The organism is Bradyrhizobium yuanmingense (genome assembly GCF_029167105.1).
Taxonomy (GTDB): Bacteria; Pseudomonadota; Alphaproteobacteria; order Rhizobiales; family Xanthobacteraceae; genus Bradyrhizobium; species Bradyrhizobium yuanmingense_A.
On record NZ_JARFML010000014.1, the window covers coordinates 200,378 to 212,202 of the forward strand.

Genomic DNA, 11,825 nt, shown 5'->3' on the forward strand with positions numbered 1-11,825 from the left:
GTTTCACGCGTAGGCCAGGATCGCAAGCACGCCCGCGACCAGCAGCATGGCGCGGCGATAGACGGTCAGCGCCTCCGCGATGTCGGCGGCGCGGGGATCGCGCGCACCCTCGTTCAGCCAGGGCTCGTCGGTCGCGCTGGCGTGATAGATGCGGGGGCCGCTGAGCCGCACGCCAAGCCCGCCGGCCATCGCCGCTTCCGGCCAGCCGGCATTCGGCGAGCGATGCCGTCGCGCATCGCGCGTCATGCACGCCAGCGCGTCCGATCTTCGCGGCGCCAGCATCACGAACAGAAATCCGGTCAGGCGTGCCGGAATGAAATTGGCGACATCGTCGATTCGCGCTGCCGCCCATCCAAAGGCTTCGTGCCGTTCGCTGCGATGGCCGATCATGGAGTCCAGCGTGTTGATCGCCTTGTAGCCGAGGATACCGGGCAAGCCCAACAGCGCGCCCCAGAACACGGGCGCGACGATGCCGTCGGAGGCGTTTTCGGCAAGGCTCTCGATCGCCGCGCGCGCGATGCCGGCGTCATCGAGGCTTGCGGGATCGCGGCCGACGATGCGCGAGACCGCTTCGCGCGCTGCGGCAACGTCGCCGGCCAGCAAGGGCGTGGCGACGGCAGCCACATGATCATGCAGCGAGCGCAGCGCGACCAACGGCCACGCCAGCATGCCAATCAGCACGATCTGGACCCAGCCCGAAGGAAGCAGTGATTGCAGCGCCCAGCCGAGCGCTATGGAGAGCGCGATCACCGCAAGCGCGCCGGCGACGCCCGCGGCTCGGCGCAATGCCGGCGGATCGGACGCGCGATTCCAGGCGGTGTCGATGGCCGCAATGAGCCCGCCCAGCCAGGTGACGGGATGGCCGATCCGCGCGAACAGCCAGGCCGGCCAGCCCAGAAGGGCATCCACCGCCATCGCCACCACCATCGCGCCCGCAAAGTCCACATCTAGCTCCTGTCCCGCCCCTGTTGCGCAAGACGGCGGCCGAGTGCAAGCCCCTCGCTGCCTGATTTCGGCTTTGTCTTTGGCCGCGTTTGATGATTAGTGCTGCGGCAGGAGACCTTCATGGCCGTCATCTTGATCACCGGCGGAGCGCGATCGGGCAAGAGCACCCGGGCGGAGGCGCGCGCGCGCAGCTTTGCCGGGCAGCCCGTCTACGTCGCGACGGCCGAGGCGCTCGATGGCGAAATGCAGGAACGCATCGCAAGACATCGCACGCGACGCGGAGCCGATTGGATCGAGCACGAGGTGCCGCTCGATCTCGTGCCCGCGCTGCTCTCGACCGAAGGTGGCGGCGCGAGGTTGGTGGACTGCCTGACGCTGTGGCTCTCCAACCTGATGCATGCGGCGCGCGATTGGGAGCGAGACGTAAGAGAGCTCGCCGACACGCTGCCCCGCCTCAACAGCCCCGTCGTCCTCGTCACCAACGAGGTCGGCCTCGGCATCGTGCCCGACAACGCGCTCGCGCGCAGCTTTCGCGATGCCGCCGGAATCATGAACCAGATCATTGCCGGTGTCGCCGACGAGGTCGAGTTCGTCGTCGCCGGCCTGCCGATGAAACTGAAATGATCCCGCGCGCCGAGCTTCTCAAGGACATCCTCGCCGATCTCAGGATGGCGACATCGTTCGTGACGATCCTGCCGGTGGCATCCTCGACGCCTGCGGGCGACGGCGCCGTTGCGCGGGCAATGTGGGCGCTGCCGGTCGCGGGACTGCTGGTCGGCCTCGCCGGCGCCCTCACTTACAAGATCGCCATTCGCTTCGGACTGACGCCGAGCCTTGCCGCCCTCCTCGTGCTAGCCACAACCGCCCTCATCACCGGCGCGCTGCACGAGGACGGACTTGCCGACACCGCGGACGGCCTCGGCGGCGGCCGCACGCGCGAGCGCAAGCTCGAGATCATGCGCGACAGCCGGATCGGGACCTATGGCGTCTGTGTGCTGATCCTGTCGTTCGGCCTGCGCTGGAGCGCGCTTGCGACGATCGCAAATCCATGGGCCGTCATGCTCGCGCTGTGCGCGGCGCACGTTGCTGCCCGCGCCGGCCTGCCGGCCTTCATGTCGCTGGTCCCGTCGGCGCGGCCTGATGGCCTCTCTGCCGGCGCCGGGGCGCCGCCCGGGCGCAGCGTGGCCATCGCCTTCGCGCTTGGAACGCTTGCGCTTGCCCTGACGTTGGGGCCGGGCAAGGCGCTGGTCGGCCTGATCCTGCTGTCACTTGCCGGCCTGCTGCTGGCGCGGCTTGCCATCCGCCAGATCGGCGGGCAGACCGGCGACATCCTCGGCGCGTTCGAGCAGACGGGCGAGATCCTGATTCTGCTGGTGGCCGCGTCCTTCCAGATGGGGCGATGACCTCATGGTCGAGTTCGACGACAACTTCCGCCAGCACTTGCGCGAGCTGTTCGTGTGGCGTCGCGACGTGCGCCGCTTCCGCAGCGATCCGCTGCCGGAGGGGGCGATCGATCGCCTGATCGAGACCGCTTGCCTCTCGCCTTCGGTCGGCCTCAGCCAGCCCTGGCGCTTCGTCGTCGTCGACGATGCCGCGCGGCGCCGGGCGATCACGGACGATTTCAAGGCGTGCAACGCAGACGCGCTGAGCTGCTATTCCGGCGACCGGGCCGCGCGCTATGCCACACTGAAACTGTCGGGCCTCGAACAGGCCCCCGGCCACCTCGCCGTGTTCGCCGACAAGGCCAGCGACATCGGTCACGGCCTCGGCCGTGCGACCATGCCTGAAACGACGGAATATTCCGTGGTCGCCGCGATCACCGCGATGTGGCTCGCCGCGCGCGCCGAGGGCATTGGCATCGGCTGGGTGTCGATCCTCAATCCGGATCGCATTCAGGCCATCCTCGACGTGCCGTCCTCGTGGAAATTCATCGCCTATCTCTGCATCGGCTATCCCGAGATCGAGTGCGACCGGCCCGAGCTGGAGCAGGCGAAATGGGAACACCGGCGGAGCGCGGAGGAGTTTACGCTGCGGCGCTAGGCGCCCGCCGGGCGCCGGATCGAAAGCGTGCGAACGAACATTCACATGCGCCTTTCGCCGATTGTGGGCACCCCGCTTTCGAGCTAAGCATCGAGCAAGGCAAGGCGATCGTGCAAACTTAGTCCATGACGGAGCGATCTTTCGTTTCCTCGGCGGTCAATCGCCGCGACGTCCTTCGCCTCGCGACTGCATCGGTCGTGGGATGGATCGCGCTCGGCGCAACGCCGGATCGTATGCGGATCGTCGCCTCGCTCACGGCATTGCCGCTCGACGACGAACTGACCAGACGCGGCATGATCGACAGCGCGAGCTCTCGCCTGGGCAATCTCGTCGCCGGCTTGCGGCAGCGCGGCTGGGTCGAAGGCGTCAACTTCCGCCTCGAGCTCCGGTCCACCTTCGGCGCGCCGGACAGGCTGAAGATGGCCGTCCAGGAATTGCTCGACCTCAAACCGGACGTGATCCTGACGGGGTCGACGGTCGAGACCGCCGCCGTCCTTGCCGCCACCAAGACCATCCCGGTCGTGTTTGCGACCGCGAACGATCCGGTCGGCAACGGCTTCGTCGAAAGCCTCGCCCATCCCGGCGGCAACGTCACAGGCTTCACCAACAGCACCGCGGAGATGGGCGGCAAGTGGCTCCAGCTGATCCGCGAGGCCGTGCCCGACGTCGCGCGCGTCGGCGTCCTGTTCAACCCGGCGACCACCCCGCGCGGCGGGCGCTTCTTTCTCGACTCCATCGAGCAGGAGGCCGCAGCGTCCGGCGTGTCCGCGGTCGCCGCCCCCACCAACGCGCCGGCGGAGATCGACGACGCCATCAGGCGCTTCTCCGACCCGCCCAGGGCGGCGATGCTTGCGCTGGTCGACAGCTTTCTCGTCGTCAACCGCAAGGCCGTCGTCGCGGCAGCCGCCAAGTACCGCGTTCCCACGATCTATCCGTTCCATTACTTCATGGATGCCGGCGGGCTGATGAGCTACGGGCCGACGCTCGAGGTGCGTTCGGCCGATTATGTCGATCTCATCCTGCGCGGCACCAAAGCCGGCGATCTTCCGGTGCAATCGCCGCGCAAATATGAGCTGTTGATCAACCGCACGGTCGCCCGCACGCTCGGCTTGACCATCCCATTCACGCTGCTCGCGCGCGCCGACGAGATCCGCGAGTGAGCGCTCCCAGCGACCAGGACCATTCGCGCACGCCCCCCGGCCGGCTGTTCAGGAAGTACCTCTACTCGATCGTCGCCCTCGCCTTTGCGGCGCTTGCCATCAACACCGGCTTCGACGTCTGGTTTTCCTATCGCGAGCAGAAGCAACTGCTGGCGGCGACCCAGCGCGAGCAGGCTGCCTCCGCAGCGATTCAGATCGGCCAGTTCATCGGCCAGATCGAGAACCAGATCAGGTGGCTCGCGCGCCTGCCGCCGGAGCTGTCGACCCACGAGGACGAGCGGCTGAACGCCATCCGCCTCCTGCGCCTCTCGCCTGCGATCGCGGAGATCGCCCAGCTCAATTCGGAAGGCCGCGAGCAGGTGCGCGTGTCGCGCCGGATCGCCGACAAGGTCGGCAGCAACGCCGACCTCTCCGCCTCCGCCGCCTTCCGCGGCGCCAATGACAGTCGGGCCTATTACGGTCCCGTCTATTTCTTCGCCGACACCGAGCCCTTCATGACGCTCGCCACGCGCGGCACCGGGCGCGACCCCAATGTGATCGTCGCCGAGGTCAATCTGCGCTTCATCTGGGACCTCGTCGCGGGGATCAGGGTCGGCAACACCGGCAAGGCCTATGTCGTCGACCGCATGGGCGTGTTGATCGCGCATCCCGATTTATGGCGGGCGCTCCAGCGCAGCGATCTCTCCGGCCATGCCGACGTCCGTGCCGCGCTAGACGGCATCGGGCCGCCTTCGGGCGGCCTCGTCAAGGAGGATCTCTCCGGCCAGCGCGTGCTGTCGACCTATGCGACGGTACCCTCGCTCGGCTGGCTGGTGTTCGTCGAGCTGCCGCTCACCGAAGCCTACGCGCCGATCTATGCCTCGATCGGCCGCTCGACCTTTCTCCTCGTGATCCTGCTGGCCTGCGCGGTGCTGGTCTCGCTCGTTCTCAGCCGGCGCATGACCGTGCCGATCCAGCTGCTGACCCAAGGAGCCAGGCGGATCGGCAGCGGCGATCTCAACTCGCGGCTCGCGATCAAGACAGGCGACGAGCTGGAGGCGCTCGGCGAGCAGTTCAACCGCATGGCGGCGCATCTGCGCGAATCCTATGCCACGCTCGAGCGCAAGGTGATCGAGCGCACCTCCGAGCTGGAGAAAGCCCGCGACCACGCGCTCGCCGAGCACGACGCCGCCGAGCGCGCGCGCAGTGCGGCGGTGGCGGCCAACGAGACCAAGTCGCGCTTCCTCGCCGTCGTCAGCCACGAGCTGCGCACGCCGCTCAACGGCGTCATGGGCGTGCTGCAATTGTTGGACGACGGCAGCCTCAGCAAGGCCCAGCGCCGCCATCTCGCCACCGCGGCGGCGTCGGGCGAAACGCTGATCGCGCTGGTCGATGCGGTGCTGGAATATGCGCGCCTCGAGGCCAGCACGGAAATGCTGGAGACGCGCGACTTCCGTCTCGACCAGCTCATCGAAGCCGCCGGCGACCTGATGCGTCCCCAAGCCCTGGACAAGGGCCTGAGCTTCGATCTCGCCTGCGATGAAACGGTCGACACCGCCGCGCATGGCGATCCCGTCAGGCTCAATCGCATCCTGCTCAACCTGATCGGCAACGCGATCAAGTTCACCCCGAGCGGCGGCATCAGCATGAGCGCGGCAACCGAGCGGCGCGGCGATCACCTCCTGCTGCGCATCATCGTGCGCGACACCGGCATCGGCATCGCGCCCGAGCTGCACGAGCGGATTTTCGAGGATTTCGTCCAGGCCGACGACAGCATCGCGCGTCGCTTCGGCGGCACCGGCCTCGGCCTTGCGATCGCTCGCCGTCTCACCCGCCTGATGCGCGGCGAACTCAAGGTCGAGAGCGCGCCCGGCGCGGGCAGCACGTTCACGCTCGAAGTGCCGCTCGGGCTTGCCGGAAGCAGCGTGGCGCAAGGCGCGCTTGCGCCGCCGTCGCGGCAGCTCCGCGTGCTCCTGGTCGACGATGCCCCCGTCAATTGCGAGGTCGGCGCAGCGATCCTGCACCGGCTCGGCCACCGCACGATGATCGCCAGGAACGGCGCCGCCGCCGTCGAGCTCGCCCGCGATCAGGCCTTCGACGTCATCCTGATGGATCTGCACATGCCCGACATGGACGGCGTGGAGGCGGCCTTCAGGATCGGCGAGCTCGGTCTTGCCAAGATGCCGCGCCTCATCGCCGTGACCGCCGACGTCTCCGGCCGCGCCCGCGATCGGCTTGCCGGCGCCGGCATCGCCAAGGTCGTCAGCAAGCCGATCCAGATCAACGCGCTGCGCGAGGCGATCGAGGATGATCTGGTGGCCGAGCCGGCAGCCGCGCAACGCCCGGCGACCGAACTGATCGATCGGCCTTTCCTCGACGACCAGCGGGAGCTGCTGGGCGCCGCGCAAATCGACAAGCTCCAGCAGCTTCTCCAGCAGACGGGCGCGCGGCTGATCGACGACATCGCCAAGGCCGCGGCGGCCGGCGATCACAAGCAGCTAGCACGATCCGCGCACCAGCTCGGCAGCGCGGCAAGCGCGCTCGGCCTCGTCCGCCTGTTCGAGCGCTGCCGCGAGCTCGAGGAAGCCGCGCCCGTGATGTCACGGCACGAGCAGGAGAATGCGGCGCGTGAGCTCGCCGAGCTTCGACGGGCCTCGATGCGTGCGCTGGACGATCTGCTTCAGCCGGCCCCGCAGCATTCGGTCAGCTAGCCCGGCTCTCCCGCGCGCCCTCCTCCCGCCCGAACCGCTCCACCAGGAAATCGATGAACAGCCGCACCTTCACTGACAGGTGCCGGGTCGGCGGATAGACCGCATAGAGCGCCAGCGGCGGCGCGGAATAATCATCCAGCACTGTCCGCAGCTCGCCTTTCCGCAACGCATCGGCCGCAATGAAGTCCGGCAGCAGCGCCAGTCCCCTGCCCTTGATGGCGACATCGCGCAGCACCTCGGCATTGTTGACGCAGAGCGACCAGGCCGGCTGGATCCAGTGGTCGCCGTCGCGGCCTGTGAGCTTCCACTGATTGCCGGTGAGCAGGAAGCCGTAAGTCAGCGAAGCATGCTCGCGCAGATCCTGCGGATGTTTTGGCGTGCCGTGCCGGGCGAAATAATCCGGCGACGCACAGATCATGCGCGCCACCGGCATGATCTTGCGCGCGATCAGGCTGGAGGATTCCAGCTCCGCGATCCGCAACGTCACGTCGAAGCCGTCCTGCACGGGATCGAGCAGGTCGTCGCTGAGCACGATCTGGAGCTGCAGCTCCGGGTAACGCGCCATGAAATCGGCGAGCACCGGCCCGAGCCGCATCGTGCCGAACGACATCGGCGCGTTGACGCGGAGCAGCCCGCGCGGCGCCGATTGCGCCTGCGTCACCGCCTGGTCGGCCGCCTCGATCTCCGAGAGGATCACGACCGCGCGCTCGAAATAGCGCTGGCCGTTCTCGGTCGGGCTGGCGTGCCGTGTGGTGCGGTTCAGGAGCTGGACGCCGAGGCTCTCCTCGAGGTCGGCGATGTACTTGCTGATCGCCGAGCGCGACAGCCGCAGCTGCCGGCCGGCCTCGGCAAAGCTGCCGCTTTCCACCACCTTCACGAAGGCCCGGAGGCTGCCGAGCTTATCCAAGGGATCGCCCCGTCGATTGTTTCCAAATCGTAGACATAGCCGTCATATTTGCATGGATTGTCTCCAATCCAAAGCGGAACGATATTTCCGGCCAGAGCAAGACCGCTCCCCGAATCTGGAGAACGACGATGTCTGGACTGCACCATGTCACCGCGATTGCCGGCGATCCCATCCGCAATTTCGGCTTCTACACGCGGGATCTTGGCCTGCGCTTCGTCAAGAAGACGGTCAATTTCGACGATCCCGGCACCTACCACTTCTATTACGGCGACGAGACCGGCCGCCCCGGCACCATCCTGACCTTCTTTCCGTGGGCCGGCGTCTCGGCCGGACGCCGCGGCGTCGGCGAGACCCATCAGACCGCCTTCCGCGTACCGCAGCGCTCGCTCGGCTATTGGACGCAGCGCTTCACCGAGAAGGGCATCGCGTATGAGGCGCTGGAGAAGCGCTTTGGCGAGTCCGTGCTGCCGTTCACCGATCCCGATGGCATGGCGCTCGCGCTGGTCGGGGTATCAGGTGCCGAGAACGAGCCGGGTTGGAGCAATGGCGACGTGCCGGCCGAGCACGCGATCCGCGGCTTCCACGGCGTGACCCTGCTGCTCGACAGCGCGGCGAAGACGGCGGCCATCCTCACCGACGTGTTCGGCTTCAAGGAGACCGGGCGCGAGGGCTCGGTGATCCGCTTCAAGGCACCCGGCGATGCAGAGGGCAGCGTCGTCGACATCTACGAAGCCAAGGGCTTCCTGCGCGGCCACCAGGGCGGCGGCTCGGTGCACCACATCGCGTTCCGTGCCGCTGACGATGCCGAGCAAGGCCAGATGGCCGAGAGGCTCGTCAGCAATCACGGCCTGCATCCGACCGAGCAGCGCGACCGCAACTACTTCCGCTCGATCTACTTCCGCGAGCCCGGCGGCGTGCTGTTCGAGATCGCAACCGACATCCCCGGCTTCGCGGTCGACGAGCCCGTGGCAAGCCTCGGCCGCGAGCTGAAGCTGCCTGCTTTCCTCGAGCCCCATCGCAAGCAGATCGAGGGCGTTCTGCCGAATCTGGAAGAGACCGCGTCATGACGGAGACTTCATTCATCCATCGTTTCGAGCCCGCGGCCAGCGCGGGCTCGCCCCCGCTGCTGCTGTTGCACGGCACCGGCGGCGACGAGAACGACCTGCTCGGCCTCGGCAAGATGATCTCGCCCGGCTCTGCCCTGCTCTCGCCGCGCGGCCGCGTGCTCGAGCACGGCATGCCGCGCTTCTTCCGCCGTCTCGCCGAAGGCGTGTTCGACGAGGAGGACGTAGCCCGCCGTGCGCACGAGCTGGGCGAGTTCGTCACAGAGGCGCGGCAACGCTACGGCCTCGCCGCGCCGATCGCAGTCGGATTCTCCAACGGCGCCAACATCGCCGCGGCGCTGTTGCTGCTGCAGCCGGACGTGCTGGCCGGCGCGATCCTGCTGCGCGGGATGGTGCCGCTATCGGATCCGCCCAAGGCTGACCTTGGCGGCAAGCCGATAATGCTGCTCTCGGGGCAGGCTGATCCAATCGTGCCGGCGAGCAATTCGGCACGGCTCGCCGCGCTGCTGTCGCAGGCAGGAGCGAGCGTGACCCACAAGGTGCTGCCGGCGGGCCATCAATTGTCGCAAGCCGATGTGACGCTGGCCCGCGACTGGATCAGCAAGGCCGACGCCAAGGCCGCATGATCAAACAGCGGCGCATCGTTAGAACGATGCGCCGCTGCCGTCACTCGAACCACCCGCGCCGCTTGAACCAGATCAGCGGCACCAGACCGCTCGCGATGATTGCGAGCCAGGCCAGCGGATAGCCGAAGCTCCAATCCAATTCCGGCATGTGCTTGAAGTTCATGCCCCAGACGCCGACCATGATGGTCGGCGGCACACCGACGACCGACACGATCGTCAGGATCTTGAACAATTCGTTCTGCTGGATGTTGATGAAGCCGAGCACGGCATCGAGCAGCAGCTGGATCTTGTCCGACAATCGCGTCTCGTAATCGCTGAGCGAGACGACGTCCTTGGACACGGCCTCCAGGCGCTTCTTCGAGGATGCCGTGATCCACTCGCTGCCGACGTCGCCGGCAAACGCGGCGATGCGGCCCACGCCGAGCAGGACATCGCGCGCCTTGGCGAGCCGGTCTGCCAGTTCGCCGACAGTCTCCAGGGCCTCCCGCATCCTTCGGCTGGAGCGCACCGGACGCCGGGTGCGCACCAGCCCGCCCCTAAAGACACCCCGCGAAAGCTGATCGACCTTGCCGCCGAGATGCTCCAGGACATCGGCACCGCGATCGATCATGGCCTCGAGCAGGCTGACGAACACGCACATGCCGTTCTCCAGGCTGTCATCGGAGCCGATGCGCTTGCCGATGTCGTCGAAGATCGGCAGCTCTGCAAAGCGCACCGTCACCATCACATGCGGACCGATGACGAAGCCCACCGGCGTGATCTCGGCCTCGCCCGCCTCGGTGACCCGGACCGCGGGCGAGCTGAGATAGAGCGTGCCGCGATCGAAGATCAGGCGGCTCGACGCCTCGATCTCGCTGAGCGAGTCCTCCGAGGGAATGCGGATGCCGAGCAGCCGCTCGACGAACTGCTTTTCCTCGTCGGTGCCATTCAAGAGATCGGCCCAGATGATCTCCGAGGGCATTTCCGCGCCGATGCCGTGCCAGTCGTCGGACGGCCACCTGTAAAGTCTGAGCAAGAACCGATCTCCGTGGCCGCATCGTCATGCCGGATGGCGCCGCCGACTAACGCATGAGAGTTCCAGACGTTCAAGACCTGCAAGTGACGGCGGTATTCCAGGGGACATCGGAGATACCGACCGGAACACGGTCGAGCGATGCACGTTGAACGGACGCGCGGGTGATCCATGGATACGCGTAGTGCATCTGCATCCCGACATGACGACTTTCCTGGGTGTTGAGGCCTGCGACTTGACCGCCGCACTGCCGGCGGCCGACGCGATCCTGTTCGGCGCGTCGGATGCCACCCCGTACCTTGCAGGCCAGACCAGCCATGCTGCAAAAGCGCCCGACGTCATCCGTCGCGCGCTGCGTCACTATGAGAGCGATCTCACCCGTTGGGATTTCGACCAGGACGCCGAGTTGCTTGATCCGAGCAAAACGAGGGTCTTGGACGGTGGAAACGTGCCGACCGACCCAATGACGCCAGAGAGCAACCGTGATGCGATCAGAGCAGCCACGCAGGCCGTCCTTTCGGCTGGCGCCGTTCCGATCCTCCTGGGCGGTGACGACTCCGTCCCGATCCCTTTCTTCGAGGCGTTCCAGGACAGCAAGGGACTGACCATCCTGCAGATCGACGCCCATCTTGATTGGCGTGATCAGCGCAACGGATCGGGCTATACCTTCTCCAGCACGATGCGGCGCGCCAGCGAATTGCCCTGGGTCAAGCGCATCGTGCAGGTCGGCTTGCGCGGCATCGGCGGCTCAGGTCGTGCCGAATTCGACGATGCAAGGGCGTGGGGCGCGGAGATCTTCACGGCAAGGCATGTCCAGCGCCAAGGAATAGAAAGCGTGCTCGACGCGATCCGGGCTGACGGCGAGTGCCTGGTGACCATCGATTGTGACGGTCTCGATCCCTCGGTCATCCCCGGCGTGCTCGTCCCACAGCCCGGCGGCCTGTCCTATTTCGACGTGGTCGATCTCATACGAGGCGTCGCGGCAAAGTCCAGAATAGTTGGCCTGGACATCGTCGAATACATTCCCGAGCGCGACGTGCAGAATCTGGGAGCCATCGCGGTCGCGCGGATCATCTGCAATGCGCTGGGTTGCATTGGGCGGCGGGCAGTATAGCTGCTACCACATATTAATCGCGGCGGCGGCCTGCGCGCACGCCTCGTCCTTCGAGACGGCGCTAACGCGCCTCCTCAGGATGAGGCTAGTCAGCATCAGTGCCCGTTGGAACTGCCGCCACGCATTCGATCCTCATCCTGAGAGCCTGACTCAAAAAGCGTAGACCTCTTCAAGGTCGGGCCAAGCGGCGAGTTAGAAGCCTCAGATGGGCGACGAGCAGCCAAGCAAGCTCGGTGGCGGCAGACCCCTCAAAGTCTTTGGAGAGAC

11 protein-coding genes and 1 pseudogene are annotated in these 11,825 nt (G+C 66.8%); 8 read left to right on the forward strand and 4 right to left on the reverse strand.

Going from position 1 to position 11,825, the window contains the following annotated elements; genetic code table 11:
- Window positions 1-3: 3 nt before the first annotated feature.
- Window positions 4-945: an adenosylcobinamide-phosphate synthase CbiB gene (gene cbiB / locus P0R31_RS20275; RefSeq protein ID WP_275515828.1), complete on the reverse strand. Its 942-nt coding sequence runs from the start codon at window positions 943-945 to the stop codon at window positions 4-6.
- A 120-nt stretch (window positions 946-1,065) separates the two neighbouring features.
- On the opposite strand from cbiB, the gene cobU reads away from it, so the two are divergent.
- From cobU to P0R31_RS20300, 5 genes are all read left to right on the forward strand, one after another.
- Entirely contained in the window at window positions 1,066-1,569 is a 504-nt protein-coding gene (cobU, locus tag P0R31_RS20280; RefSeq protein WP_275515830.1) for a bifunctional adenosylcobinamide kinase/adenosylcobinamide-phosphate guanylyltransferase, read from the forward strand.
- On the forward strand, window positions 1,566-2,348 hold the full coding sequence (cobS, locus tag P0R31_RS20285; protein WP_275515831.1) for an adenosylcobinamide-GDP ribazoletransferase: 783 nt from the start codon (window positions 1,566-1,568) through the stop codon (window positions 2,346-2,348). Before cobU ends, cobS begins: the two co-directional genes overlap by 4 nt.
- Before the next feature lie 4 nt (window positions 2,349-2,352).
- Entirely contained in the window at window positions 2,353-2,985 is a 633-nt protein-coding gene (bluB, locus tag P0R31_RS20290) for a 5,6-dimethylbenzimidazole synthase (RefSeq protein WP_275515832.1), read from the forward strand.
- Window positions 2,986-3,110: 125 nt separating this feature from the next.
- Window positions 3,111-4,145, forward strand: coding sequence for an ABC transporter substrate-binding protein (locus P0R31_RS20295; protein WP_275515833.1), 1,035 nt, complete (start codon window positions 3,111-3,113; stop codon window positions 4,143-4,145).
- Window positions 4,142-6,835, forward strand: coding sequence for a hybrid sensor histidine kinase/response regulator (locus P0R31_RS20300; protein ID WP_275515834.1), 2,694 nt, complete (start codon window positions 4,142-4,144; stop codon window positions 6,833-6,835). The genes P0R31_RS20295 and P0R31_RS20300 overlap by 4 nt, the downstream gene beginning before the upstream one ends.
- Here P0R31_RS20300 and P0R31_RS20305 read toward each other — a convergent pair.
- Entirely contained in the window at window positions 6,828-7,742 is a 915-nt protein-coding gene (locus P0R31_RS20305; RefSeq protein WP_275515836.1) for a LysR family transcriptional regulator, read from the reverse strand. The two genes, P0R31_RS20300 and P0R31_RS20305, sit on opposite strands and share 8 nt — an antisense overlap.
- Window positions 7,743-7,870: 128 nt before the next feature.
- Here P0R31_RS20305 and P0R31_RS20310 point away from each other — a divergent pair, with 128 nt between their 5' ends.
- A complete protein-coding gene (locus tag P0R31_RS20310; RefSeq protein WP_275515838.1) occupies window positions 7,871-8,809 on the forward strand; it encodes a ring-cleaving dioxygenase in 939 nt (312 codons plus the stop codon).
- Window positions 8,806-9,432 (forward strand): alpha/beta hydrolase, encoded by a 627-nt coding sequence (locus P0R31_RS20315; RefSeq protein WP_275515840.1) that lies wholly within the window; start codon window positions 8,806-8,808, stop codon window positions 9,430-9,432. The genes P0R31_RS20310 and P0R31_RS20315 overlap by 4 nt, the downstream gene beginning before the upstream one ends.
- A 40-nt stretch (window positions 9,433-9,472) precedes the next feature.
- Here P0R31_RS20315 and P0R31_RS20320 read toward each other — a convergent pair whose 3' ends face one another.
- Window positions 9,473-10,447, reverse strand: coding sequence for a magnesium transporter CorA family protein (locus tag P0R31_RS20320; protein ID WP_275515842.1), 975 nt, complete (start codon window positions 10,445-10,447; stop codon window positions 9,473-9,475).
- Between the two features lie 199 nt (window positions 10,448-10,646).
- On the opposite strand from P0R31_RS20320, the gene P0R31_RS20325 reads away from it, so the two are divergent.
- Window positions 10,647-11,558: an arginase family protein gene (locus P0R31_RS20325; RefSeq protein ID WP_275515843.1), complete on the forward strand. Its 912-nt coding sequence runs from the start codon at window positions 10,647-10,649 to the stop codon at window positions 11,556-11,558.
- A gap of 169 nt (window positions 11,559-11,727) precedes the next feature.
- Here P0R31_RS20325 and P0R31_RS20330 read toward each other — a convergent pair.
- Window positions 11,728-11,825: pseudogene (locus tag P0R31_RS20330) on the reverse strand (IS5/IS1182 family transposase); the annotation flags it as partial.